The following is a 26,089-nucleotide window of genomic DNA, read 5'->3' as shown; positions in this document are numbered from 1 at the left end:
GCTCCAGCAACAAATTCCTCTACCGCATGTGGAAAGCCGGCTACGCCACCGACCCCCAGTACTACACCAAAGTCACCTCCCTCATGAAAACCCACAAGCTCTACCAGTACGACACCTGGCGCTGAACGTCCCCCACCCCCGGAACCCCCCGCGGCTCACGCCCCGGGGGGTTCCCCCATGAGGTGGGGCGTCAACACACCTCGGGAAAACCGGGGCACATCAGGCAGGGCGGCGTGTCAGCACGCGGCCCGGGCGGTGTCCCGCCGGTGCGCCCGGCGCTCGCGCTGGCTGTGGGCGGCGACCGACACGCGGTGGCCGGCGTACCGGACGCCGCCGCGGACCAGGCGCACGCCGACGGCCGGCCAGGCGCACACCGCCCGCTCGGCCGCCCAGACCGGCGCCGCGAGCGTCGCCACCGGCGGGAAGACCTGGGCGCCACCGGCCCGGCGGCGGCCCCACTCGGCCGCGGCGAGCAGCGCCCCGAGGCCGACCAGCAGGAGGCGCGCGCGCCCGACGCCACCGCGCAGCCGATGCCGGGCAGCACAGCGAGCGCGGCGCCGGGTCGGGCGGGGCGGGCGTGGTCGTCGTACGCCTGCCGGACGCGCCGGGACCAGAAGCGCCCGGTCGTCGGCGGATTCCGGGCGACGTGGATGTCCGGTGCGTTGCGGTCCTGGCCCCCGTGCGCGCGCACGGTGCGGATGAGTTCCAGGTTCTCGAAGAGCACGTCGCCGTCGTAGCCGCCCATCGCGGTGAAGGTCTCCCGCCGTACCGCGAGCGTGCCGGGGACGTCCTCCCCGCCGAGCCCGCGGTTGTCGAGGGTGCGGCCGGTGTCCCACCAGGCGTGCCAGGGCAGCGGCGAGAAGTAGTTCTGCGGTCGGACCAGGTCGTGGTCGTGCAGCAGCGCGTCGAGCCGCACGAGCTGGTCGGGGGTGTACCGAACATCGTCGTCGGCGATCACCACGTGCGGGTGCCGGGCGACGGCGGCGCGGTGGCGACTCCGGTGACCTTGCCGTTGCGATACCGGCGCGCGGGGTCCGGGTGCCGGTACCGCACGCGCGCGGGGAAGGCGCGGCGGTGCGCGGCGAACAGTGGGTCGGGGGAGCCGTCCACGACGGTGACGTCGACCCGGTCGACGAGCCGGTGCGGTTAGGACGCCAGCTCGGACAGGCCGGTGCTGTCGGCCCGGCGCAGCGGCACGACGTACTCCACCGCCAGCCGACCGGCGGGTCGCCGGCCCCGCGCTGGCCGCCTGCCGGCTCGGCGGACGTGGCGGCCCCCCGCGGCGCCGCCACGTCCGCCGCTGTCATGACCGCACCTCGCGCGGCAGGTCGCGGGTCCGGTCGAGGATGGCCAGCGGTGGTCCGAGCAGGAGGCTGGCTGCTGTGGTCTCCGTGCCGGGGTGGGGGCGGGTCGGCGCGATGCGCTGCAGCGCCCGCAACACCGGGCCCGGTGCTGTCGTGGACAGTTCACGGCCGCTGGCTCACCTTGCCGCTGGCTCACCTCGGCCGTGATGTACCTCCGAGTCGACGGCCGGCACCGCGCCCCGCCGGGCCGCCCGCCTCGACGCGCGCCGGCGGCGGCCGCTGCCCGCGGGCCGCCGTCGCCGGCGCAGGGGAGGCGCCGGTCGATGCCGAAGGTGTCGAGGAGATCCGTGATGCCCAGCAGCCGGTAGACGCCACGTCGCACGTTGGTCAAGATCAACTGCAGGCGATGCGATGCGGCCGTGCGGCGGCACTCCAGCAGGGCGGCCGGTTCAGCCGTGATCAACACCGGCTTTTCCGGCACCCGCACCGTCTACAACATCATCGACACCCGGCTCCCCTGCCAAGCCGAGGCCGTCCGCGCCGTCGGCTTCGCTACCACCGGCCCTGGCTAGCTGTGCACCGGCAGCGTCGGTGTACTCAGGACGCTGCGCACATACGGCTTGACCCCCCTCCCAGCCACCGATGGCCGCTCCTGCACACGCGCCTGACCCGTCGCCGTCGGCCTGACAGCCCGGTCGTAGGGCGCGACCCAAGCGCGATTGCTATGCATATCGGCGAGGGTAGGCTCGCTCGCGTGTCGACGACAGCTCTGCCATGCCTTGCCGCAATCAACTTTCTCGGCACCTCGGCGCAGGCCAATCTTACGGACGCCCGAATCACCGCATGGCGATGCGAGGGTCGCAGTTCACCCGACAGGCCGGAAGGCTTCTGTCCGAAACCCGACGTTAATTGGCGGGAAGGCGTGAGAATCATCTCGTTGTCAACTCAACCCAGAAGGTATCTACTGAGGACTCCAATCGACAACAACGGGGAGAGCCAACATGAGCGTCCGGCGACCACTATCAACGCTCGTAGCCGTGACCACGGCGGCTACCGGTCTCGCATTCGCCATCGCTGCCCCTGCGACGGCAAATGCCCCATCGTCACACTCTCCTGCTACCGCCAAGGCGGCGGGTAGTATTCACGTTTACCCCCTGACGGGCTTCAATGGCCCCGGCGCCTGGCTGCAGGGTAACGTGAATCAGTGCACCTACGTAGGCGATGACTGGAACGACAAAGTGCGGTCTGCCCGCCTGGAGCGGGAAGGCCAGGTGGAGCTGTGGGAAAATTACAACTGCACCGGCTACTCGATCACCGTCGACAGGACGGGCTACAACAGTATCGGCACGTGGGTGAGTGCTTTCCGTCCCCGCTGATCCTCGGCGACGCTGAGTCAGTTCATCTCACCGCATCGGTGACACTGCGCATCAGATGACGTTGCTGACCCAGCAGCCTCAGCACAGTGCCTCCAGGCCCACACGGGTCTGGAGGCACTGTGTCGTTCGAGGCGCTGGTCGCTCAGTAGCCTTCTGAACTTCGTGATCTGGTCCGGGTGGAGAGCGAAGGCGGCAGGCATGGCCAGCACGACGTCATTTGACGTGGAACTCTTGTGTACAGCGCATCTGTAGATCCGCCCGAATTCCGCGCGAGCGAAGCGCTCAACGCAGTCCAATTTGAGCAGGTCGGACTGAACGGGATCCTTCCGCGCTGCCGCCCCACGGACAGCCCGTATCGCATCGACGCGTGACGTTCGCGTTCCTCACGACTGGCCGTCGCCCGGCCGTCGCCCGGCTCGGTTGCACTCACGGGTGGACGCGGGATGCCGACGAGGGGCCGGTGGACGCAGATGACATCGCGACGGAGACTGCTGGGCTCGGGCGCCGCGGCCGCTGTCGCCGCGGCCGTGGGAGTGCCGGGCGACCCTGCTACGGCGGCCCCGGGCGCAGGGCCGCTGGTGATCGCCCACCGAGGTGCCTGCGGGTACCGGCCTGAGCACACCCTGGCCGGATACGCGCTCGCCGCCCGGCTGGGCGCCGACTACCTCGAACCCGACCTGGTGGCCACAGGCGACGGGGTGCTGGTGGCCCGGCACGAACCGGAGATCTCCGGGACGACCGACGTGGCCCGGCGGCCGCAGTTCGCCGACCGTCGGCGGACAGTGGTCCTGGACGGCGTACCGGTGACCGGTTGGTTCACCCACGACTTCACCCTCGCCGAGCTGCGGACCCTACGGGCGGTGGAGCGACTGCCGCGGCTGCGCCAGCACAACACCCTGTACGACGGGCGGTTCACCGTACCGACGTTCGTCGAGGTGCTGGACCTACGCGCGCGCCTGAGCCGGGAACTGCGCCGGCCGGTCGGGGTGTACCCGGAGACCAAACACCCCACGTACTTCCGGTCACTGGGCCTGCCGCTGGAGGAGCCGCTGGTGGCCGCGCTGCGCCGCGCCGGCCTGAACCGACCGGCCGCGCCGGCGTACGTGCAGTCGTTCGAGGCGGCCAACCTGCGCCGACTTCGCCGGGAGCTCGGGCTCCGGACGCCGACGGTGTTCCTGACCAGCGCTGCGGGTGGCCCATACGGCGACTCGCGCAGCTACGCCGACTACCTGACGCCGGCGGGCCTGGTCGACCTGAGCGGGTACGTCGACGGAATCGGCCCGGCCAAGGACCAAGTCATCGCCCGCCGTCCCGACGGCACGCTGGGCGCGCCGACCGGACTGGTGGCGGCGGCGCACCAGGCCGGGCTCATGGTGCACCCGTACACGTTCCGGGCGGAGAACGAGTTTCTGCCCGCCGATTTGCGGTGCGGCGCCGACCCGCGGGACTTCGGCCGGGCCGTCGCGGAGCAGGTGGCCTTCCTGAGGGCAGGGGTGGACGGACTGTTCACCGACCAGCCGGACATCGCCGTGCTGGCACGGACCGCGGCGGGAGCGCACCACCGAGCGGATGGAGCGGACGCCGGCAACTGACCAGCGGTGCGGGGCCGTCGGGGTGTCCCCGCTTACCGGCACCAACGGCGTGGTGTTGGGCGGACCGCTTCCCGTAATGGTGCGGGGAGCCCTAACTGATTACCGAGCGCGAGGCAGCGAACCCTCCGCGGCGGCTGCCGCGGCGGCAAAGTCTTTCACTGGATGAATCTCATCAACGCGCCGATCTACCAGCCTGCAAACTTCGTCCACGGCCGGCCCTAACACCTTGTTGGAGTGCCGTATGCGGGCCTGAACATCGAGTTGTTCCGCACGGGCCGCGGCCTGACATGTAGGAGTACTGGCCGGGGTGCCGGCTGGCATACTTGGGTGATGGCCTTCGTGAGATTGGCGTTTTCCGGGCGCGACCGCAGCTCACGTTGGGGCGATCGAGGAGCTGCTCAGCACAGTCACCGCTCCGGCCACACGTCGCCTGTTCGCCGGGCTGACCGGTAGGCACGCCGGTCCGGGCGGTGCCACGTCAGCAGGTTCGCCACTGGAACCGGTACTGCTGGTCACCGACCAGGCGCGCGTCGAGACTCACGCGGCTTGACGTGTCGCGCGCCGACTCCCTGGCGTCCACCCGCACATTGGTGCTCAGGAGGATCGACGACGTCTTTCCGCACTCGCTCCAGTACCGGGTACGGATCTGTTCGATCTGGCTGTGGACCTCGGCCATCGGGCCCGTCAGATCCGATACCAGCCGGCCGGTCTCGATCGATTCCCCGAAGGAGTAGGTAGTGATCTGCTTGACTTTCGCGCCTCCCGCCAGGTCGGCGAAGCGGCGGGCGGTGGCCGACGTCAGCGCGAAAGTGAGGCCGGGCGGGTAGCTGAGCTTGAGGTTGATCTGGCAGTGCCCGCTCTCCGCGCCGACCCACTTGCTGGTGCCGTCTGCCTGCGGCACCAGCCCGGCGTTGACCGTATAGCGGCTGTGCCGCACGTCGATGGCCCGGTTGCCGTTGGACAGGGCGACGCTGGTGTCGTCCCGGTGGCAGCCCGTTCCCTTGAACCACATACTTTCGATCTTGACGTCGGGGTCGCCCGGGAACGGGGCGGGGACCGCGCCGGCCGGCGCGGTCACGCCGACGAGGGCAAGGCCCAATACCGTGATCGTGGCGCCGAGGCGCGTCGGGGGATTTGTCATGACGATCTCCTGTCAGAGGCCGGCGCTGCTGTAGTGGACGAGGGCGATGGCTCGTGCCCCCGGCCTCGCAGCTCCCCCCACACTCGCCGCGGCGCCGGCTCCCAGCATCGGTCATTTCCCTAGGTACCGACCCGCAGACCGCGCCACACCCGACATCGGCAGGCAGCATGGTGACGTTCCGGCCTGATCGGTCACGACGGCCCACGGCAAGGCGAAGCCCGCCGGGGCAGGGTCGACCGTCTCCTAGGAGCAGTTGCCGGCGGTGACCCATGTAAGAACAACGGCATCAATGCGCTCCTTGGTGTGTGCCGGTCGCGATCTTGTTCACCTCGAAATCTGCCGCCACCGGCAGCGCCGCTGAAGTTTGCTGGGCTGGATCCACCCCGGTCGAGCACGAAGGTTCTCCCCGGGTCACTCCGACCGCCGCGTGAACCACTACGACGACCGGGGTACGTCAGCTGTTCGGTTTCGTCTGGGTTGCCCCTCCGGGTGGCAGGCGCGTACGGTGGGGTACGGCCTACTTAGGTCTATGCCCCGGCCCCCGGCATGTGTCGCTCGCCCATGCCGCTGGAGGCACCCTGTGAGGCGTGAAATCAGATTTGGTGATCTCGGACGCGGAACCGCCGCTGACGATCGTGTTTTCGGCGCGGCAGGTATTCGGGTGGCACGGTGGCCGGCCGCACTGGGCTCCGTCGTCTGTGGTCCGTTCTGATTGTCCGTCCCTGTGCGCGCTGCGCGTGTTGACGCCTCATGTCGGCGCGAGAGGACTTCGGCTGCCGCGGGCGCCGCACCGTCAATGGCTTGATCCTCTGGTGCAAGGCTATCCACAACCGGGAGCCCTCCGTGACACCCAGGCCACCCCCTGAAACGAGCCAGGTAGCCGGCCTGGTCGGACTGGTCCGACGCACCGCCGCCGGTGATCACATGGCGTTCGCCGAGTTGTGCCGCACGCTCTCCGATGGCGGGGTGTTGGATGTCCCCGCTATGTCCGATACCGAGCGGGCCTGCCTGGAAGCGGCGGTGCTCGTTGAGGTGTGGGTGATGGCGCGTCACCACGACGAGGCGAGCGCCGACGTAGCGGCCTGGGTACGCGACATCGCGGCTCGACGGGTGGCGGAGCGCCACCGCGGGGTGCTGGCGCGCGCCCAGGCCGGCGGATCTGATCTCCGCCGGTATGAGGTCAACGTTTTGAAGGTGCCCCTGCTTGACATGTTCCTCAGATCGCGGCGCCGGAACATGTGGCCGCCTGTGAACCCCCCTCACGGCGCCGGTCGGGGTGCGTGATCGAGGGCATAGTGACAGTCCACCCGGACGATCACGCGTTGGACCAGGGCAGGAACGAGGAGCCGGCCCAGCCGGTGGTGCTTGACGGCCTTCCTGTGAGGTGCGGTGTAGATCCGATGTTCATGGTTGCGTGGCGCGGATCATTGCCTGCTGGAGCAGGCGAACAGCACCTATGGAGGTCGCTCCTGGGGGAGCGGGGTCCCGGACCGGCTCGGTCCGGGACCCCGTGCCGGGGACGGGCCTCACGTCGGGGCCGGTCGGCACGACGATCGCTGTTTACCGCTTCATCTGGAGGCTCGTGTGTCCTGCCGTGTGCGTGACCAGCTGCGGGTCGCGTTGGTCGCGCCGCCGTACTACCGGATTCCTCCGGTGGCCTACGGCGGTATCGAGAACGTGGTGGCCGACCTGGCCAACGCGCTGGTGGGTCGGGGTCACCGGATCACGCTGATCGGTGCTGGGCCGTCGTTGACTGCGGCACCGATGGAGTCGGTGTGGCCGGACACCATCGGTGACCGGCTTGGTGACACGTTCCCTGAGCTGATTCACGCGGCTCGCAGCCGCCGCGCCGTCCAGCGTCTGGTCCGGGAGAAGGGTTTGGATGTTGTGCACGACCACACAGGGGCGGGGCCACTGAACGCCGCTGTGTACGCGGCCATGGGTCTCCCTACGGTGGTGACGATGCACGGCCCGGTCGAGGCGGACACCGCGGGCCTGTACCGTGCCTTGGCCGACAGCATCCATCTGGTGGCGATCAGCGACCGCCAACGGCAGCTCGCGCCCGATCTGCCCTGGCTGCGCACGGTCCACAACGCCGTTAGGCTGGCCGACTGGCCGTACCGGGCCGAGGCGGGGTCCTACGCGCTGTTCCTGGGCCGGTTCAACCGCGACAAGGCGCCGCACCTGGCGGTGGAGGCCGCCCACGCCGCGGGGGTGCCGCTGATCCTCGCCGGACGGTGCAGCGACCCGGCGGAGAAGGCGTATTTCGCCGCCGAGGTGCGGCCCCGGCTGGGACCCGGTGACACCATGTTCGGTATCGCGGACGCCGCGGCCAAGAGGACGCTGCTGGCGGGGGCTCGGTGTCTGGTGATGCCGGTGCAGTGGGAGGAGCCGTTCGGGATGGTGATGGTGGAGGCGATGGCCTGCGGTACGCCGGTGGTGGCGTTGCGCCACGGGGCCGTGCCGGAGGTGGTCGCCCACGGCGTCACCGGTTTCGTCGTGGACCACCCCCATGAACTCGCGGCGGCGCTGCGCCGGATCGGTGACATCGACCGGGGCGCCTGCCGTGACCGGGTCCGGCGGTTGTTCGATGTGAGCCGGCTGGCGGTGGGCTACGAAGCCGCGTACCGCGAGGCGCTGGCGGCCCGCGTTCCCGTGGCGCCGGAGCGGACGTTCCTGCTTCCGGCGGAGCCCACGGGCATCGTGCACCACCTGACGGCGTCGAGTTCCCACCGCGGTCCCCAGCGGTCCGTGAGACCCACCTCCGCCCGGCCCGGCGGCGAAGGCCGCACGGCCGGCTAGGTTTGTGGTTCAGGGATGTCGGCCAACCTGGTGATCGGTGGCTGGCTGCCGATGGCTAAATGGGCCAGCGGTGATCGCAGGGTGCAGCGGTGATCGCAGGGTGCAAGAAGGTCGGTCGGACCTTCCCGCGGCGGTGCGGGGTCGTAGAGCCCTCACGCTACGCCGGTCCACCAGGTCGGCGGGCCGTGAGCCGCCACCGCGACCGGGCAGAAGCCGGCGGACGCCGCCGGGCTCAGACCAGTTCCGACCCGTCAACGATGGCGCGGGACAGGTCGGACAGGCGGCGGCTGCCGGCGCGCGCTGTCGCCCGCAGCCGGAGGAACGCCTGTTCCATGTCGATCTGATGCCGTTCGGCGATGACACCCTTGGCCTGTTCGATGATCACCCGGCTGTTGAGGGCGGCCTGGAGCTGCTCGGCCAGCATGGAGCTTTGGCTTATCGTGCGGGCCTGTAAGAGTCCGATCGTGGCTACGTCGGCCAGGGCCTGACCCAGCTGGATGGTGCGTGGGCTGAGGCGTCCGGGTCGGGTGTCGAACAGGTTGAGCGCCCCCACCACCTCGGTACGCAGCCGCATCGGCAGAGCGTGCACCGAGGCGAAGCCGATCCGGTGCGCCTCAGTGACGAATCGCGGCCACTGGTCCGCGGCGTCGGCCAGGTCCACGACGGTGACCGGCTGGCCGGTGTGGAAACACTCCGGACACGGACCCTCGTCGGTCTGGAGCTGGAGGACCTCCAGCAGCCGAGTCTCCTCCGTAGAGGCTGCGACCACGCGCAGCGCACCGCGCTGGTCGGCCAACAGCAGGCCGGCGGCCGCCACGTCCAGCAGGCCGGCGCACCGCACCGTGAGCCGGTGCAAGAAGTCGATCAGGTCGAAGTCTGCGACGAGGGTGTCAGCCAGCTCGACGAATACCTCGGCCAGTCTGTGTTCACTCATGTCTCCACCCTCTCGCCCCACGCCGATCCCTGACGACTCCGTCTGACCTTCCACCAGCCGGTGGGCGCAAGCAGCCATGACGACCGGGTGCCCATCAGACTGGCTCCCCTACGCCAGCACCGGGGTTCTGGTCGGGGTCAAAACGCAGCCGTCGCGCGACCACGTCACGGGCGACATCGCCGAGTCGTCGGTCCTGGGCGTAGGCGTACGCGCGTAACCGTACGAAGGCCACCTCGGCCGTGACACCCAACTGCACGAGAATCATCCCGGTGGCCTGGTGGACCACCGCGTCACTGCCCGGCAGGCCGTCCCGCCACGCCAGCCCCGTGGCGTCGGGACCCGCGACAGCCGCGTGGTCGAGTAGCAGCATGCACACGGTATCCGCGATGACCAGCGCGTCCGCCAACTCCAACGCGCTCAGCCCCCCGGGCCGGACTCGGTACAGAGTGAAGACACCCAGCCGAATCGCGCCGATCTGCAACGGCAGGGCGATCACCGCCCGAGCGCCAGCGGCCAACGCGGCGGGCGCAAACGCCGGCCACCGCTCCGCGCAGGCTGCGGTCGCCAAGTCTACCGCAAGCACCGGCCTACCCTCAGCCGAAGCGTCCGCCGCCGGACCCTCCCCAAGCACGAGCTGCAGTTCCTCAATCCGGGCGGCGACCACATCCGTAGTGGTGAAGGCTTCCAGCGCCTCCGGTCCAGCCACCAGGCTCACCCCGACCCCATCGACCCCGGCCACCGCCATCGCGGTGGCGCACAGATGGGCCACCGACACCGAGGAGCCTTGGGCGTGCTTACCAATCTGAGTCCAGACGCGGAAGAAACCGTCGTTAGTCACACACTCATGCCCCGTTCACGACACCGGCAGCGGGCGCCGCTGCTCAGCCGGCCGCGGCAGTCCGACCAACAACCCCACGAATCCTCCTTGGCGGCGACACAAACTGGACGGCTATACGAGCAGGCCACGAGCCCCGTGCCGGTCCCCCACCCTACTCGCCCCAAATTTCGGCAGTACCCAGTGAAACTTTCACGAACCACACGCGGGCCGCGATCACGACGCCAACCCGTCACTACTCCCGGCTGGGCCAGCCGGACCGACCGATCCCAGCGTCGGCTGGTTCAACCCGGAGGCTTCGCGAGCACAACCAGTCTCACCGCGCTTACCGAGCAGTATCAACCGTCAGCCGGCGCTCGCTCGCGCCAGGGTGAGTGCGTTTGCGGCCCACCGCGGATCATGGACCGTGCCGTCCGTACCGTGTCCCTTCGTGACCGCCACCGACCACCGCCCACAGACGAAACAGGGCTACGACACCGTCGCCCAGGACTACGCCCGGCTCCTGCCCAGGCTCAACGCGGAGACGACCCTCGACATCGCGATGATCAACGACTTCACCGACCGGTGTGCAGCCGTCTCCCCCGGCCCTGTCCTCGACGCCGGCTGCGGCACCGGTCGCGTCAGCGCCCACCTCGCCACCCGCGGCCTCGACGTCTTCGGCATCGACCTGTCCCTCGGCATGATCGAGGTAGCCCGGCGAACCTATCCTCACCTGCGCTTCGACATCGGCGCATTGGAGGACCTCCCCGTCCCTGACACCACCCTGGGCGGCGTGCTGGCCTGGTACTCCCTCATCCACACCGCCCCGGACGGGCTGTCGACCTGCGTGAAAGAATTCGCCCGCGTACTCAAGCCCGGCGCGTGGCTGCTGACGGCCTTCCAATCCGGTGACGGCCAGCGCGTAGAGCGCACCAACGCCTACGGGCAACCAGTGACCCTCACCAACTACCGCCACGACCCGCAGTACCTGACCGCTGTGCTCGCCGAGACGGGATTCGACCTCCACGCCCAACTGCACCGCGGCGCTGAAGGCGCCGAGCCGACATCACAAACCGTCCTGCTCGCCCGTCGACGAAGCTGAGCCAACCCACTTTGCCGCCGATCGCGCGTCGGGAGGCACGGCTCGTGCGGAGTTGAGTGCGTCCAGCGGGAACTGAGAAGGCATTCGATTTGTTCTTGTTCTACTACCGCCGCCCGACGCGGCGACCTCGCCGGCTGCCTTCTACATACCGACCACGGGTCGCATTTTCGCTCCCGGAGAATACAGCGCGCTCTGGCGCGTCATGGAATGGTCGGCTCGATGGGCCGGGTCGGCGCAGCCGGAGACAACGCCGCGATGGAGTCGTTCTTCGGGCTGCTCCAGAACAACGTCCTCAACCGTCGATCGTGGACCGCCCGTGACCCAGTTGAGCGGCGAGCTGCCTGTAGGTCGAGATAATTCTTGGCCCACCCGGCCGGTGGGTTGCCACCTTTCGTGGCGGGCGGGCTGCGGTCCGGCTTGGGGCGGCAACGATGGCCCGGCGTGACTGTAGTTGTTCGACGTTGCCCTGTCCGTCCACGGATTGGCGTTCCTGGCGGCGCTCGGCGCCGCTGAGTGCCTGCCCTAGAGTCAGGTCGCTCCCAGCTCGGCCCAGACGTGAGTGGCATCGCCGTCGTCGTACCAGGCCAGGTCTTGCGAGAACCGCTCGACGAAGGCCAAGCTCAACCCTTCATCGGCTGACTGTTGCGTGCCCTGGACCATCGAGGCCGCGCCAAGCGATTGGTCACCGACGTCCAGGATGAACATGTCCTGGTGTTTCATCAGCGTCACCACTGTCGGATCTTTCCCACGAGCTACAGCCCGGCCGGCCAGCTCCGTTGCCGCCAGCAGGAGGGCATCGAGCACGCTGTCCGGGTCGTCGCCGGTCGTGATGGGGTACTCAACGAGTTGCTCGGTGAGGGCTTGCCGTAGGAGCGCCAGATCCTCCGGTTCGTTCAGTACCCATTGTTGGATCTCGTAGCTGCCTACCGGAGGCCAGGACATGCGCAGGCGCTGCTTCATGGGCGACACCATACCCACGTGAAAGCGGGGGTAGTCGCCCATCTGATGCCCGCAGACCCGGATGACCAGCGAGTCAACCGCACGTGGGAGATCCGCCACCTTCAGGTCGTCTTGGTGTTGCGCCAGTATGTGGGCGACTGAGGGCACAGCGGGCAACACGGTACGTTCCGGCGCCGTTGCAGGCATGGGCGCGCATTTGGACGCGACGCCCGTTGGGGGTTCGGGTGATGCTGCCGTACACGGGCGCGGAAGGGTCGAGGCGTTGCGGTTTCAGTTCACTGGCGCGGTTCCACTCTCTGGCGGCGCAGCGGTAGCTGGGTCGAGGTGGTTGAACTCCTCGACTTGGTCGTCGTCAGCTCGCTGGCGGTGCTGCACGCGTTCCACTCTGCGGCGTCCTCGACGGCGAGGACGTGGTAGTTCGCGCGGACCTTGCTGCGCGAGACGCGCAGGTCGACTATGTGTCCGGCGGCGACGACCTATCCAACGAGGTCTGGCAGGACGCCTGCATGCATGTGTCGAAATATGCGTGCTCCTGACCGCACGGGGCACTAGTGCGGCCGGGGAAAGCGGTGCCGTGGCGCTGCGCCGACCGGCCGATGTAGTCCTTCAACGCCTTGTGTGTCGGACTCCTCGTCGGTGTGCTCGGCTCGGTGGATGACCGCCGGGTAGTGGGTGGCCTGCCGGCGGCCTGCGCGGGGCGCAGTAAGGCCCCAGCACCCGGCGAGAGCCTACAAGCTGCTACAGCCGTCCGGTCCACACCATCGAGGCGCGACCGTCGGACAGTCATAACCGGTGCGCAGGTCCAGTCCGGCGCGTGGTACCCGCGCATGGTCGGCGCGTTGGTTCGCGTAGGGGCGGCGGTCAGCCACGGGCCGGAGCGGCGGTGATGATGTACGGCCAGCGTGGTGGCGCTCAGGAGAGCTGTGCGGTCGACAGGGAGGGGAGGGGACCGACCGCTCCCAGCGCCTCGATGGTGTCGAGGGTCCGCCGCCGGCATCCGGTGGCCTCGACCAGCAGTAGCTGGCGTCGGACCCCGGTCACCGCGGCCGCTTGGGCGAGTTGTTGGCGGCACAGCGTGGCGGGTCCCGTCGGGTGGAGGCTAAGCAGGTGCTCCACGTATGCCACCGGGTCGCGGCCCGGCCCGGAAGCGGCGAGGCGCACGTACCGGTCGGTGGTGGCGATCCATTCCGGCATGGCGGCACGGAGGTCTCGGCGAGCGCGTTCCTCGGTGGCGGCGACGTGGACCAGGTGCACGCTGGCATGTGGTGCGGCCGACGGATTGTGACCGTGACGGGCAGCAGTGTGGGCGTACCGGTCGAGCAGGGCCCGGTGCTCGGAGGAGGAGGCGTGCACGCCGAGTAGGAGCGGCAGTCCGTGCGCGGCGGCCAGGTCGACGGTCTCACCGGAGGTAGCCGCGATCCACACGGGTAACTGGCGAGGCGGGCGGGGTATGACATCCACGGCCCGGAACCGGAAACGCTCCCCGTCCGCCCCGACTCGTGCGGCGCCGGACAGCCAGCGTCCTAGCAGGTCGACCGACTCGGCGAATCCGTTGGTGAACCGATCCAGTCCCGTACCGAACACCTCCAGGTCCACCCACGGGCCGCCGCGGGCGACACCCAGGTCGAACCGGCCGCCGGAGAACTCATGCAGCAGCACGGCTTCCTCGGCCAGGGCGACGGGGTGTCGGTTGGACAGGACACACGCGGCGGTGCCGACCCGCAGAGTGTTCGTACGGCCGAGCAGAAACGCGGAATAGCTGATCGCGGACGGGCACACCCCATAGGGAATGAAATGGTGCTCGGCTATCCACACGCCGGTGAACCCGGCACGTTCAGCGGCGATGCCGTAGTCGACCGCGTTACGCAGGGCCTCACCGTGGCTGGTTCCCGGGAACTGACCGGCAAGGAGGAACAGGTCCCAGGTCACGGTGTCGGGGACGGGTGACGGCCCGTCCCCGACCGTGGTCTGATCAGCAGTCACGCAGCTCGGGGGACTGGTTGAGGAGCTGGCCGCGGGCGGAGACGAAGGCACGGTACCGGTCGCTGTCCACCGCTGACGGCGCGAACGCGGCCACCCGGTGGCAGTTCTGGAACGCCAGCCGCACCCCGAAGTGGCGCTCCAGACCACCGCGGATGGCGTCGGAGGCCAAGGCCCGCAGGAGTTGACCGCGCTCTGTCTCACTCGGCGGCGGGACCTCGTGATCGGCGAACGCGACCGTGCCGGCACCCACGGGGTCGGCGACCTCGCTGATTACCTTCCAGGCGTAGGGCAGGGAGTCGCGCACGCAGTCGATGAACGCGGCGTCGTCAACGTCACCGACGGTGGCGCGTTCCAACAGAGCCTTTGGTACATCCAGAGACATGATTTCTCCTATCGGTGGATGGCGGCCAGTGCCGCTGGGCTGAGGACGAAGTTCCTGTCGATCTAGGCGGCGAGGTGCTGCCCGGTCTTGACGTTGGTTTAGGCGGTGGCGTTGCGCCGGTGGAACTCTGCTACGAGGGGCGTGCGCCAACCTCAGTCACATCGGCGACGGTCACGCTGACGAGGATGGTGTCGAGCAACAATGGTTGGCACCTTACCCACGAACGCGACCTTCACGACAGCGCTACTCCAGGCCACGACAAATCTGGATGGTAGGCGGCATCCACCGTGGCTGCACAGGAAGCCGGTCACCACCGGTTCCATCATACAATGAAAACCGTTTCTAACAAGATCCTCACCAGCGTCATCGCCTGAAGATCTGTAGATCTCGGCGGATCTGCGCGTGCTTCGCGTAGACCACGACGCGCGTAGGAGCGGGCCGAACCGCTGCAGCGCTCTTCGCCACTGCGCGGCTGCGGTGGTCTCACGCGGGGGCGCATTGGTTCTGCCAGGGGACCCGGTCTGTCAGGATGTACGGGAGGGCTCCAGTTCGGGAAGCCCTCCCGACGCTACGGCGCTCACGTGGGCGCCGTAGCGATGCCTAGGGGTGCAACGCTGCCGCGGTAGCGGCCCCGGCCGCGTACCGTAGCGTCGACCGACTCAACCTGTTGACCAGCAACGACCCAACTGACACACGATCTAAGCGAGTCTGAAGCGCCCCCATCTGCTTCCCCAAACATCGGAACTCAGCCCGTCGCTTGTAGGCCCGAGTCTGATCGTCGGACGTGGTACCCGCCGCGTCATGATGACGATCAGCAGCGCGGTGATCACCACCAACACGTCGCCGCCGCGAACCTCGTGTCCGTGGGCTGCCGCACGCCGGACACAAGTTTAGGGCCATCGCGTTTACTCGCCATGCGCTACCGCGTACCGACGAAGATTGCAACGGCCGATGACAACGCGTGTTTACATCGGGTGCCGTCGTTCGTGGGCTCGGCCTCAATGGTCGTAGAGCGTTCTGAATGGCGTGCTCTTGGTCTCGGTCGGGGAACTCACGGGCTGGTGGTTCTCAGCATCTCGTGAGGGTGGGCACCGGGTTACCGGAGCATTGAGGCGAGTCGGTTGACGATGTGTGCGTCGAACAGGCCCGCGGCCGCCATCCAGTCGTCGTTGAAGACGGTGTCCAGGTACTTTTCGCCGCCGTCGCAGACGAGTACGACGATGGTGGTCTGCGGCCCCACGGTCTGTGCCCGTTCCAGGGCTTTGTAGATCACGCCGCCCGCTGAGCCGCCGACCAGAATTCCGTAGCGGCGGGCCAGGTAGCGGCAGGTTTCGAAAGCCTCCGCGTCGGTCACCTTGATGCCATCGTCGATTAGGTCGTAGTCGACGAGGTCACCGATTGCTGCTCCTTCGGGTGTGCCGGTGCCGGATTGGTAGTACGGTGCGCCGGGCCCACCGAAGACGACCGATCCGCGCGGTTCGACGCCGACGATCGTCAGGTCCGGGATGCGTTCCCGGAGGGTCCGGCCAGTGCCGCAAAGTGAGCCGCCTGTGCCGACCGCGCCGTACAGGTAGTGGATCGCCTCACCCAGCGCATCGGTCAGTTCGCGGGCGAGGGGCCGGTAGCCGTTGGGGTTGCCGCGGTTGTGGTGCTGCGCGGTCCAGTAGGCGCCATGGTCCACCGCCAGCCGCTCAGCCGTGGCGTCGCGTTCGGCGGTGGCCAGACCGTCGTCGTCACCGCCGACGTTGACCAGTTCGGCGCCGTATGCCTGCATGGACCGTTGCTTGTCGCTGCAGGAGTGGTTGTCGACCACCGCACTGAATTTGTACCCCCGTTCGGCGGCGATGAGCGCCAAGCCGATCCCGGTGTTCCCCGATGTGGATTCGACCAGCCAGCCTCCCGGTTGGAGTAGTCCTTGTTGTTCGGCCTCGTCCACCAGGTTGCGGGCCATGCGAATTTTAGCGGTACCGGTCGGGTTGTACTGCTCCATTTTCAGCAGTACATTACCCATTCCCTCCCGCACCGCGAGTCGGAGCAGGGGTGTGTTTCCGATCAGGTCGGAAATTCTGTCCTTGATCACGGTTCCTGCCTTCCGCAGATTTCGAGCAGTCGTCGGACGAAGGCATCGTTCTCCCCGGGGGTGGCCAGCGAGGCTCGGATGAAGCTTTCGTATCCGGGCTCGCGCCACGCTTTCACGATGATTCCCGAGCGGTGCAGCTCCAGGGCGACCGAGTGCGCGTGGCGCGCGGTGTCTATGAATAGGAAATTGGTCGAGGAGGGGGCCACGCGCAGTCCCGCGCCACGCAACCGGGCCGCGACTCTGGCGATCTCCAGCCCGGTCCGGCGTACCGTGTCGGCCAGGTGTGTCTGGTCTCCCAGGGCGGCGACGGCGGCGTCCTGCGCCATTCGGTTGACGTTGTAGGGCGTGCGTACCCGGTCGAGTGCCCGGACGAGTGCGCTGGTGGAAGCAACGCCGTAGCCCACCCGAAGACCGGCCAGGCCGTAGGCTTTAGAGAAGGTGCGCAGCACGATCCATGGCTGGTCCCGGTCGCGCAGTACCTCCAACCCGTCGGGGTAGTCGGGGCGGGGTCGGGCGAATTCGTAGTACGCCTCGTCGAGTACCAGCAGAGCGGATTCCGGCGTGCCATCGACGATCTGGTCCAGTTCCGCGCCGGTGAACATCGCACCGGTGGGATTGCAGGGGTTGGCGAGGAAGACGAGTTTCGGGGGAGCCGCCAGCGCGTGCTTCCACGCGGCGGCGTCGAACCCGAACTGGGGGGTTACCGGGACCTTCTCGACCCGTGCGCCCATCATGCGCGGAAAAATTTCGTGCAGGCTGAAGCCGGGTGCCTGGGTGACCACCAGGTCGCCCGGGTTGAGCACTGCCTGGCACAGTAGCTCCAGGATGTTCTCGGAGCCGTTGCCGAGCACGATGCGCTCCGTGGGTACCGCGAGGATTCGCCCGAGGGCTTCGGCCAGGCGTTTTCCGGTTGGGTCGGGATATCGGGCGATGTTGGTCAGGTGCCGGGACACTGCGGCGGTGACCGTGGGCGAGGCCCCGAAAGGGCTTTCGTTGTTGGAGAGTTTGATGATGCGGGCGACGCCGCTGGTGCGCGCCACCTCGTCGGGGTCGGCGCCGGGGTCGTAGGCGGGTAGGCCCACCACCTCGCGGCGCACCAGGGCCTCGGTCGCGGAAGGTAGATGCACGGCGGTCATGAGATTATCGCCTCCAGGGCAGGGTGATCGGTCGCCGGTTTCCGCAGGCGGTCGACGCGGCGCAGGAACGCCAACAGGAGAATGGCGGCGGTCGCCGCGAGTCCGATGGTTTGCCCCATCCAGACGCCTTGCACGCCCCAGTCCGCGACGACCCCGAGCGCGTAACTCGTGGGCAGGCCGATGAGCCAGTAGCCCATCAGGGAGATACGGAACGGTCCGGCGGTGTCGCCCAGGCCGCGCAGGATGCCGTTGCCGATGTTTTGGCTGGCGTCGAAGATCTGCATTCCGGCCGCGATCAGCAACCCCGATACGGTGAGTGCGACAATGCCGGCGTCCGTCGTGTGCTCGGCTGAGATGAACAGCGACACGATCGACTCCGGGATCATCAGGTACGGGACCGCAACGATCAGCATCGCGACCACGCCCCAAGCCAGGCTCAACAGCCCCAGCCGACGCGCCTTGACGTAGTCGGCGTTCCCGCTGGCCTCGCTGACGTGCACCGACGCCGCGTGTGAGAGGCCCGCGGAAACCATGAAGACGATGTAGACGATCTGGTTGAGGACAGTCTGTGCGGCCAGCGCTCCGACACCGAACGTACCGATCAACAACGTGAGTACGCTGAAGAATCCCGCCTCCGAGGCATAGGTGCCCGCGATCGGCAGTCCCAGCCGCCAGACGGACGCGACCGCGTCCGGCGACCAGCGCCGCGACCCGGACCAACTCAGGTACTGGCGGATGGTGCGGTCGCGCAGGATCACCGCGGTGAACGCCAGGAACGAGAACAGGAACACCGTGACGGTGGCGATGGCGACGCCGACGAAGCCGAACGCGGGCAGGCCGAGCTTGCCGTAGATCAGGACGTAGTTGAGACCGATGGTTAGTCCGACCGACACCAGGGTGATCGCCAGCAGCGGACCTGGCTTCCTCAGGCCGGTGGTGACGTGTCGCAGGTTCTGGAACCACAGGCACGGCAGCATCCCCGGGGCCAGAATCGTCAGGAAGTCACCGGCCTTCCCGACCACGGCGGGGTCCTGGCCCAGCCAGATGAGCAGCGGGCCTAGGGACAGCAGCGCCACGCAGAACACTGCACCGCTGACCGTCGCCCAGAAGAACCCGGCGAAGGACAATTCACGGATCCGGGTGTGGTCGCCGCGTACGTTCGCCTCGGCGATCAGGTTGCTGACACCTGTCACCAGCCCGGTACCGGTGGTGCGCAACTGGTTGAACAGTGCGATGGCCAGACCGGCGGCGGCGACCTCGAGCGCGCCGAGCCGGCCGAGCATCACGATGTCCACGGTGGTCAGCGCGACGTAGGCGAAGTTTGTCAGAATGAGCGGGAAGGCGAGGGTCAGCAGCGCCCGTGAGTTCGTGGTCCACCCGATGCCGGTCTTCTTCTGGGTCGTGGTACTGCTCACCAGAACGTGACCCTCTCCCCACGCCCGTCAGCGTGCGCGAGGTCGGCGATGTACCGGCCCAGGGCGGCGTCGGTCACGGCCATTCCGCTGTTGTAGGCGAACACCACGTCGCGCGGGTCGCGGCGGGCGGGTGCCCGGCCGAGCAGGATGTCCGGCAGTTCGGCGTCCACCGTCGGTCGGTTGCCGTCCTCGGCGCGGAGGTCGTCGCTGGTCGCGTACATCTGCGCGGTGTCGGTGGCGATCCGGTAGTCCGCCCCGTGGCACACGTCCGCGTGCACGCCGTAGCCGAGTAGCACGGCGATGGCGCCCGGCTTCATCGACCCACGTCGGACCTCTTCCTTGGCCGACAGGCCGGCGGCGCCGATCACGATGTCGGCCTCTGCGGCCGCCGCCTGGAGATCCTCGATGATCTCCACGTCGACGCCTTCGACGCTGTTTCGGACCGCGCGTAGCCCGTCGGGATAGGTGCCGAAGACCTGCAACCGGTCGAGTTTCGGCAGCGCTGCGAGCAGCATCGGCAGCGCCATCTGACCCTGTACGCCGGTGCCCACCACCAGCGCGGCTCGCGCGTCCGGACAGGCCGCGCGGGCGAATAGCGCGGTGGTGGCCGACGAGCGCAGTGGACCGAGTTTGACCACATCCATCAACGCGATCGGTGCGCCGGTGGTGTCATCGCAGAGGAAGACGAACGAGTGGAACCGGTAGCTGTCCCGGGTACGCTGCGGATCGAACTCGTAGACGGCCTTGAAGCAGACGGTGTCGCTTCCGGCGTCGCGGGCGACCATCGAGTAGCTCAGTGAGCGGTGGTCCGGGGCCTCGACGATCGTCTTGACCGGGTTATTCGATCCGGCTTCGCGCATCCCCCGGTAGGCCTGATCCACCACTTTAAGTACCTGCGTGCAGTTGAAGGCAAGGCCCTCGAGGTGAGCCTGGGAAAGCAACCACAACTGTCCGGGAGGGGCATAATCGGCTAACGCCATCAGATCTCCTCTATTCGGTGTCGGCTCGGATTCGGTCCAACCTCCAGCGCGGCGGACTCCCTCCGGTACCGAGACGCACGACGACTTTCAACGGCAGCGGAGCGTCATGGAACGGCGATTCGTTGGAGTCCATCTGGTAGCCGGCGGTGTTGAGGTAGACGAGGTGGTCACCGCGTCGCACAGGCCGGGGAAAGCCGACCTTCCGCCAGGTCACCAGATCGTTCTCCAGGCAGGTGGAGCCTGCAACACAGGCGGGGAAGACCTCCTCCACGGCGGGGTCGCCCGCCAGCAGCAGCGGATCGGGAAGATAGTCGCTGTTGAACCATTGCTCGGACACGCTGAAGCTGCTGCCCGCCACGGTGACGATGGCGTAATCGTCGGCGTCCCGGCGGTCATCGACCTGCTGGACGCGGAAAATGGTGAAACCGGCTTGGTCCAATGCGGCTCGACCGGGTTCGACCATGAACCGGATACCGTGGTGGGCCGCCCACCCAGCTAGGCTCTGCCCCCCGTCCGCCGGAGATGTCATTATCTCGCGCAGGGCGGCGGTCGCCGACTGCCCCCCATAGGGGTAGAAGTCCCTGAACTCCTTGTTCGCGTGATAGTGCGCCGGCTCGTTTCGCTGGTTGAACTCGTCCCAGCAGCCCGGATCGACGTACCGCACCGGCAACCCGCCGCCGATGTTGACCAGCCTCGCTGCCGGTGACCCACGCCGCCTGGCATCAACGCAGTGGTCGATCAGCTCCCTGGCCGCCGTCGACCGTTCCGACGTGGAATATCCGACGAGGTGAACCGAAAACCCGCAGAGCTTCACGAACTCGGCAAGTTCCGGACACAGGCCGATGGCGACATGGAGATCCTCGGCGGTCATGCCGAACCGGCTCCGGAGTTGGCTGGCTACCCGCGATCGCAGCAGGACCCGGACCTGCCTGCGCGCCCGCGTCGCGGTCTCCGCCAGCCGACGCAACTCGCTGAGGGAATCCACGGCCACCAGACAGCCCTGCTGGACGGCGAGACCGTGCAGCGTGTCGTCCTTCTCCGGCCCGGAGACGCCGATACGCTCGCCGGGAACGCCGCCGGACAGTGCTCCCACCAGCTCAGGTGTGCTGGCTACGTCCACCCCGATACCGAGCCGGGCCGCCGACCGCACATAGCAGTCAGCCTTGTTCGCCTTCTTGGCGAACAGGATGTCGGCGTCGACGCCCACGTCCGACAACGTGGTTCGTAGCGCTGCGATGTTCTCCTCGAAAATTTCCGGCAGCACCACATGTAGCGGCGACCCCAGCCCATCCAACAGGCTCTCCAACAGAAGCCCTTCGGCATCTAGAAGAGAGGCGACCGCCGGGTGTCGGAGCGCCGTGAGGGCGACGGGCGCTGATGCTGTCACCAGGAGGCCGCGCCCTCAGACAGCGAGGCAACCGTTGATGAGCAGGACAAACGGACACCTCGACGCGCTCGGGTGCTGAGATTCAACGTGCAAGGAACACAGGATCGCTGGGCTAACCGGACTCTTGCCGCATATCGGCCCTTCACGGCACCTCCGTAACCCGCCAGTGGCCTACTTCCTACCTGAAGATGACAATCATTTGCAAGTAGGTTAGGCAGGATGCATGGTTTGAGCTGGGCCCCGCCGTGCGCCGGGCCACTTCCGGGGCCTTCACCTCGTTCGGGCGGGCTGCTACCATCCGTTAGATGAAAATGAGAATCGTTGTCATCGTGCTCGCGGTTGCGCTGACGGCTCCGCTGGCTGGTTGTGCCAAGGACAACGCCCCGGAGGCAGGAACGAAGGACGCAGCGACCGCTGAGGGCACGACGACTTACCCCCTGACCATGAAGAACTGCGGAACTGAGATGACCGTCAAAGCCGCACCGAAGCGTGCGGTCACGTTGAACCAGTCCGCAGCGGAGATTCTCATCCACCTCGGCGTCAGCGACCAAATCAGCGGGACGGGATACGAGATCGACAAGACACCAACCGAGATCGCCGCGCAGTACAAGAAGATCCAAGTCCTGTCCGCGCCCGGCCAGGAGATCAAGCATGAGGCGCTACTGAAAGCACAACCTGACTTCGTATACGGATCGTTCGCCAGCATGTTCACCGCGGACCAGTCCGGAACGCGCGACGACCTACACAAGTTGGACGTGCCGACCTACCTCACCGAGTTCGACTGCACTTCTCACGGAAGCGTGGCGAACGCCAACTTCACACTGCTGTTCGAGGAATACCGCAACCTGGCCAAGATTTTCGACGTACCGTCCGCCGGCGAAAAGCTGGTGGCCGAGCAGCAGGCCGTAGTCGACAATGCTCTGAAAGCCAAGCAGATCAAGGGCACCCCGACCGTCATGTGGTTCTACTCCACCTACGAAGGAACGCCGTGGGCCGCCGGCCCCGGCGGCCTGCCGCAGCACATCTCCGAGCTTGTGGGCGTCAAAAATATCTTCGCTGATGCCAAGACCAAATGGGCTGAGGTCAGTTGGGACGCGGTCGCCGCCCGCAACCCGGACGTCATCGTCCTAGCCGACCTGACCCGCGGGGAGCCCAACGACACCGCACAGGAGAAGATCAACCTACTCAAGAAGGACCCACTCACCAGCAAGCTAAACGCGGTGGTGCACAACAGGTTCATCACCATCCCAGGCCGTTACATGGACCCCAGCTACGGCAGCGTGCAGGCCATGCCCGCACTTGTCGAGGGGCTGGCCGCCCTCCAGTGACCAGCCGGGTGTGAACAAATGACGATGATAAAAGATCCAGTTCCCAGGCGCGTATCGAGAACTAACGCAGAACAACAACCCACACCGTCGCAGCCAAAACACGCATCGACTGTTGCACTGTTCGTCCTAGCCACGACCGGCCTGCTCGTATCGGTTATCACGGCGTCGTTGTTCGGCACCGCGAACATCGGACCACTCGATGTCATCTCCACGATCCTGCGACACGTCGGGCTCAGCCAGATAGCCCCCGCCGAACCGCTACCGAGGCTGCTGGATGCGTTGATCTGGGAGTCACGGTTTCCCCGGGTACTACTCGCCGCCGCCGTCGGCATGGCACTCGCCGTCTCAGGCGCGGTCCTGCAATCGGTCACCAGGAATCCGCTGGCGGACCCCTACCTACTGGGAGTCTCCTCAGGCGCCTCCACAGGAGCCGTCGCTGTTCTCCTGTTGGGCATCGGTGGCGGAATCTCCCTGTCCACCGGAGCGTTCATCGGCGCCCTGGTCTCGTTCGGTGTCCTGCTCATCCTGCTCGGCGGTGGTCGTGTCTCCAACCCGGCCCGCGTCGTGCTCACCGGCGTACTCGTCTCACAGTTCTTCACCGCCGTCACGTCCGTCATCCTCACAGTCAGCGGCGACGCAAACTCAACCCGCGGATTCACCTACTGGCTCCTCGGGTCCCTTGCAGGAGCCCGCTGGCAGCCGGTGATCCTCACCACCCTACTGATCCTGATCGGGATCATCACCATCCAGTTCTTCGCATCGTCACTAGACGCCTTCACCTTCGGATGGGACTCCGCAGCCGCCCTAGGCGTCAACGTCACCGCCGCCCGCATCTGGCTGATGGTCCTCACAGCCGTCACCACCGCAGCCGCGGTCGCCGCCTCCGGCGCGATCGGCTTCATCGGGCTGCTCGTGCCCCACGCCGTCCGCATCATGGCCAGCCCCACCCACCGCACGCTACTGCCACTGTCCGCGCTCACCGGCGCGATGTTCCTCATCTGGGTGGACACCTTCGCCCGCACCGCCTTCACACCCCACGAACTGCCCGCCGGCATCATCACCGCACTCCTCGGAGCACCCGCCTTCGCACTGGTCCTACGACGCGCGGGGTCCTGATGGGTCACATCACCACTGCCGGCATCTCCTGGTCGATCAAAGGCCACCGCCTACTCGACGCCATCGACCTCCAAGCACACGACAGAAAAATCGTCGGACTCCTCGGCCCCAACGGCTCGGGCAAGACCTCCTTACTACGCATCCTCGCCGGACTACGCCGACCCGACTCAGGAAGCGTCCGATACGACGACACCAGCCTGCACGACCTCAGCCGCCGCACGATCGCCCGAAGGCTCGCAGTCGTAGAGCAAGACGTGTCCGCCCACGACCCTCTGAGCGTCCGACAAGTCGTGGAACTCGGCCGCACACCCTTCCGAGGCCGCTTCGAAGGGCTGACCACCAACGACCAACAGATCGTCGACGCCGCCCTGGAACGGACCAACATCGCCGACAAACAGCACCGGAACTGGCACACCCTCTCAGGTGGCGAGAAACAGCGCACCCAACTCGCCCGCGCACTCGCCCAACAACCCCACGAGATCCTCCTCGACGAGCCCACCAACCACCTCGACATCCGCCACCAACTCGAACTCCTCGACCTGCTGGGCGCCCTCGGAGTAACCTGCATCATCGCGCTGCACGACCTCAACCTGGCCGCCCGCTACTGCGACCACCTCGTCATCCTCGACCACGGACAGGTCATCGCCGCAGGCGAACCCGAGATCGTGCTAACCCGAGAAATGATCGAGTCGGTTTACGGCGTCAACGTACTCATCGACCGCGAACCCGCCACGAAAATCCTCCGCGTTACCTACGTGGCTCCTGCCACCCGATCCCATGTCGCCGTGAGCGCAACACATGGGGACTGTCTGATTGCCGGCTCCGGCGCGAAATCGGTGGTTGCTGCGGCTGACTTATCCGAGCAGGAGCCATCGGCGTAGTTGGGGCCCGAGTCTGGGAGGGGAAACGCAACGCAAATAAGCTACACGTCTGGAATCGACGCAGCGATTGCGTACGTTCCGTCAGTCACCCGACGATGGTTTTCCTCGGCGCGGCGCCGTTCCAGGTACTGCCCGACCTGCGTGGCGACGCAATCAGTAGCGTGGTGAGGGAGTCCTCGGGGTCTTCGGCCCAGTCGCCGTAGACGCACAACGCGCCCAGGACGCGCGTACCGGTGGTGATGGGGACGCCGACGGCGACGTGCAGGCCCGTGCGGGCTGCACTCTGATGCGTAGCCCTTTAGCCCATCCTCACCGCCACCTGCCGGTTCGCGGTACCAGCGGACTCCATCTCCCCGGCCGGCGCGGTGCTGTCCGTGGATGAGCTGGATCTTCGAATCCAGCGTCGGCTACGCCGCCCCGCAGGGACCCTAGGACGGCCATCGCGGAAACAGACGGCCCGGCATATGGCCGATGACTGAGGTTCCGACCTGCCCTCCTCGCCGCGGCAGCCGTGTTCGCGGCCGTGTCGTGCGGGCTTACCCTGTCGCTTTTCCGTTCCGCGCGGGCACGAGCTTGACGTGCATCCGCTCATCGGCAGTGTGTGGACCCGCGCCTCAACAGCGAGCGGGGCCGGCAACTCACAGGAGTTGAGGCGGACTTTCTGGGCAGCTCCGCTACGAGGTTGGGCGTTCTGGCCGAATTTCGTGCGTGCCTTCTCGCGGAAAGCAACTGTGGTGATGCTGTTAGTGATCGTGGAGTGTCCACGGTGCACGTGCCGCGCTCGGCGGGTTCGCATTGTTGGTCCGGTCTCGCCCAGTCTCCGTTGGTCTCGGACGATGTCTGTTGTCAGCTCGGCAGCCGAGCAACCACGGAGCAACACGGACGCACCGCCATGGACGCTGGCCGCGGTCTCCTTGTGGGCCGTCGTCGCGGTCTGCCAGCGCTGCCGAGCCGGCCGCCAGCACGCCGGCCGCGGGGACGACCGCGTTGAGATCCTCGCCGGCGGCGTACCGCCAGCGCTGCAGGCCGGGCTCACCATCAACCGCACTGACGGCAAGGAGTTGAGATCCTCGCCGGCGGCGTACCGCCAGCGCTGCACACCACCACGACGTCTTCGCGGACCTGCGCCCGGACGTTGAGATCCTCGCCGGCGGCGTACCGCCAGCGCTGCGTCGAGGGTCTGACCAAGGGCGGATCGATCTACCTGTTGAGATCCTCGCCGGCGGCGTACCGCCAGCGCTGCCGGCGTGCGGGTCTGCTGCACCAACTGGTGACAGTTCTAGTCAGGCGGCCTGACTGGCCGGTGGAGTCATGATGGTCTCGTACTCGATAGGGGTCAACCGGGCCAGCGACCGTTGTCGTCGGCGCCGGTGGTA

Annotated in this window: 22 protein-coding genes and 1 pseudogene; 9 read left to right on the top strand and 14 right to left on the bottom strand. The window is 67.4% G+C overall.

Going from position 1 to position 26,089, the window contains the following annotated elements; genetic code table 11:
• Window positions 1–190: 190 nt before the first annotated feature.
• The 3 genes from IEY75_RS20150 to IEY75_RS20145 form a co-directional block, all read right to left on the bottom strand.
• Window positions 191–958: a glycosyltransferase family 2 protein gene (locus IEY75_RS20150; protein WP_229789955.1), complete on the bottom strand. Its 768-nt coding sequence runs from the start codon at window positions 956–958 to the stop codon at window positions 191–193.
• Window positions 955–1,110: a hypothetical protein gene (locus IEY75_RS21145; RefSeq protein ID WP_229789953.1), complete on the bottom strand. Its 156-nt coding sequence runs from the start codon at window positions 1,108–1,110 to the stop codon at window positions 955–957. Before IEY75_RS21145 ends, IEY75_RS20150 begins: the two co-directional genes overlap by 4 nt.
• Window positions 1,111–1,303: 193 nt before the next feature.
• On the bottom strand, window positions 1,304–1,441 hold the full coding sequence (locus IEY75_RS20145; protein WP_189115969.1) for a hypothetical protein: 138 nt from the start codon (window positions 1,439–1,441) through the stop codon (window positions 1,304–1,306).
• 900 nt (window positions 1,442–2,341) lie between these two features.
• Here IEY75_RS20145 and IEY75_RS20140 point away from each other — a divergent pair.
• Together IEY75_RS20140 and IEY75_RS20135 are read left to right on the top strand one after the other, a co-directional pair.
• On the top strand, window positions 2,342–2,680 hold the full coding sequence (locus IEY75_RS20140) for a peptidase inhibitor family I36 protein (RefSeq protein WP_189115964.1): 339 nt from the start codon (window positions 2,342–2,344) through the stop codon (window positions 2,678–2,680).
• A gap of 470 nt (window positions 2,681–3,150) precedes the next feature.
• Complete coding sequence (locus IEY75_RS20135; RefSeq protein WP_189115963.1) at window positions 3,151–4,272, top strand: glycerophosphodiester phosphodiesterase; 1,122 nt, start codon at window positions 3,151–3,153, stop codon at window positions 4,270–4,272.
• A 478-nt stretch (window positions 4,273–4,750) separates the two neighbouring features.
• On the opposite strand, the gene IEY75_RS20130 is transcribed toward IEY75_RS20135, so the two are convergent.
• Window positions 4,751–5,413 (bottom strand): DUF4360 domain-containing protein, encoded by a 663-nt coding sequence (locus IEY75_RS20130; RefSeq protein WP_189115962.1) that lies wholly within the window; start codon window positions 5,411–5,413, stop codon window positions 4,751–4,753.
• Window positions 5,414–6,337: 924 nt separating this feature from the next.
• Between IEY75_RS20130 and IEY75_RS20125 the strand changes: the two genes are divergently transcribed.
• Together IEY75_RS20125 and IEY75_RS20120 are read left to right on the top strand one after the other, a co-directional pair.
• Window positions 6,338–6,697, top strand: a complete 360-nt coding sequence (locus IEY75_RS20125; protein ID WP_189115961.1) for a hypothetical protein — start codon at window positions 6,338–6,340, stop codon at window positions 6,695–6,697.
• 126 nt (window positions 6,698–6,823) lie between these two features.
• Window positions 6,824–8,215 carry a glycosyltransferase family 4 protein gene (locus IEY75_RS20120; protein WP_308425724.1) on the top strand — a complete coding sequence of 464 codons (1,392 nt, stop codon included), beginning with the start codon at window positions 6,824–6,826 and terminating at the stop codon, window positions 8,213–8,215.
• 232 nt (window positions 8,216–8,447) lie between these two features.
• Here the strand turns inward: IEY75_RS20120 and IEY75_RS20115 are convergent, their stop codons facing one another.
• On the bottom strand, window positions 8,448–9,149 hold the full coding sequence (locus IEY75_RS20115) for a GAF and ANTAR domain-containing protein (protein ID WP_189115960.1): 702 nt from the start codon (window positions 9,147–9,149) through the stop codon (window positions 8,448–8,450).
• Between the two features lie 94 nt (window positions 9,150–9,243).
• Window positions 9,244–9,987, bottom strand: coding sequence for a GAF and ANTAR domain-containing protein (locus IEY75_RS20110; protein WP_229789952.1), 744 nt, complete (start codon window positions 9,985–9,987; stop codon window positions 9,244–9,246).
• Between the two features lie 427 nt (window positions 9,988–10,414).
• Between IEY75_RS20110 and IEY75_RS20105 the strand changes: the two genes are divergently transcribed.
• Together IEY75_RS20105 and IEY75_RS20100 are read left to right on the top strand one after the other, a co-directional pair.
• Entirely contained in the window at window positions 10,415–11,065 is a 651-nt protein-coding gene (locus IEY75_RS20105; protein WP_189115959.1) for a class I SAM-dependent methyltransferase, read from the top strand.
• Between the two features lie 138 nt (window positions 11,066–11,203).
• A pseudogene (locus IEY75_RS20100) lies at window positions 11,204–11,383 on the top strand (IS3-like element ISAar45 family transposase); the annotation flags it as partial.
• A gap of 210 nt (window positions 11,384–11,593) precedes the next feature.
• Here IEY75_RS20100 and IEY75_RS20095 read toward each other — a convergent pair.
• The 8 genes from IEY75_RS20095 to IEY75_RS20060 all read right to left on the bottom strand — a co-directional run bounded on the left by IEY75_RS20095 (window position 11,594) and on the right by IEY75_RS20060 (window position 21,307).
• Entirely contained in the window at window positions 11,594–12,025 is a 432-nt protein-coding gene (locus IEY75_RS20095; RefSeq protein WP_189115958.1) for a hypothetical protein, read from the bottom strand.
• Between the two features lie 912 nt (window positions 12,026–12,937).
• Window positions 12,938–13,954 (bottom strand): LLM class flavin-dependent oxidoreductase, encoded by a 1,017-nt coding sequence (locus IEY75_RS20090; RefSeq protein ID WP_189115957.1) that lies wholly within the window; start codon window positions 13,952–13,954, stop codon window positions 12,938–12,940.
• 43 nt (window positions 13,955–13,997) lie between these two features.
• Window positions 13,998–14,390: an SCO5389 family protein gene (locus tag IEY75_RS20085; protein ID WP_189115956.1), complete on the bottom strand. Its 393-nt coding sequence runs from the start codon at window positions 14,388–14,390 to the stop codon at window positions 13,998–14,000.
• 1,096 nt (window positions 14,391–15,486) lie between these two features.
• Window positions 15,487–16,470, bottom strand: coding sequence for a PLP-dependent cysteine synthase family protein (locus tag IEY75_RS20080; RefSeq protein ID WP_189115955.1), 984 nt, complete (start codon window positions 16,468–16,470; stop codon window positions 15,487–15,489).
• Entirely contained in the window at window positions 16,467–17,606 is a 1,140-nt protein-coding gene (gene hisC, locus IEY75_RS20075; RefSeq protein ID WP_189115954.1) for a histidinol-phosphate transaminase, read from the bottom strand. Before hisC ends, IEY75_RS20080 begins: the two co-directional genes overlap by 4 nt.
• Window positions 17,603–19,021 carry an MATE family efflux transporter gene (locus IEY75_RS20070; RefSeq protein ID WP_229789951.1) on the bottom strand — a complete coding sequence of 473 codons (1,419 nt, stop codon included), beginning with the start codon at window positions 19,019–19,021 and terminating at the stop codon, window positions 17,603–17,605. The genes hisC and IEY75_RS20070 overlap by 4 nt, the downstream gene beginning before the upstream one ends.
• Window positions 19,018–20,001 (bottom strand): ornithine cyclodeaminase, encoded by a 984-nt coding sequence (locus tag IEY75_RS20065; protein WP_189115953.1) that lies wholly within the window; start codon window positions 19,999–20,001, stop codon window positions 19,018–19,020. The genes IEY75_RS20070 and IEY75_RS20065 overlap by 4 nt, the downstream gene beginning before the upstream one ends.
• Window positions 20,002–20,011: 10 nt before the next feature.
• The gene (locus IEY75_RS20060) at window positions 20,012–21,307 is read right to left on the bottom strand and encodes an alanine racemase (RefSeq protein ID WP_229789950.1); all 1,296 of its coding nucleotides are present in this window, start codon (window positions 21,305–21,307) and stop codon (window positions 20,012–20,014) included.
• Window positions 21,308–21,693: 386 nt separating this feature from the next.
• Here IEY75_RS20060 and IEY75_RS20055 point away from each other — a divergent pair, with 386 nt between their 5' ends.
• Genes IEY75_RS20055 through IEY75_RS20045 form a run of 3 tightly spaced genes read left to right on the top strand, consistent with a single transcriptional unit; the run spans window position 21,694 to window position 24,713 of the window.
• The gene (locus tag IEY75_RS20055; RefSeq protein WP_189115951.1) at window positions 21,694–22,716 is read left to right on the top strand and encodes an ABC transporter substrate-binding protein; all 1,023 of its coding nucleotides are present in this window, start codon (window positions 21,694–21,696) and stop codon (window positions 22,714–22,716) included.
• An 18-nt stretch (window positions 22,717–22,734) separates the two neighbouring features.
• On the top strand, window positions 22,735–23,832 hold the full coding sequence (locus tag IEY75_RS20050; RefSeq protein WP_308425723.1) for a FecCD family ABC transporter permease: 1,098 nt from the start codon (window positions 22,735–22,737) through the stop codon (window positions 23,830–23,832).
• Window positions 23,832–24,713, top strand: a complete 882-nt coding sequence (locus IEY75_RS20045) for an ABC transporter ATP-binding protein (RefSeq protein WP_189115950.1) — start codon at window positions 23,832–23,834, stop codon at window positions 24,711–24,713. Before IEY75_RS20050 ends, IEY75_RS20045 begins: the two co-directional genes overlap by 1 nt.
• Window positions 24,714–26,089: the final 1,376 nt, after the last annotated feature.

The organism is Pilimelia terevasa (genome assembly GCF_014647915.1).
GTDB lineage: Bacteria > Actinomycetota > Actinomycetes > Mycobacteriales > Micromonosporaceae > Pilimelia > Pilimelia terevasa.
Note: the sequence above shows the minus strand (reverse complement) of the source record. Positions and strands in the feature narration are given on the sequence as shown.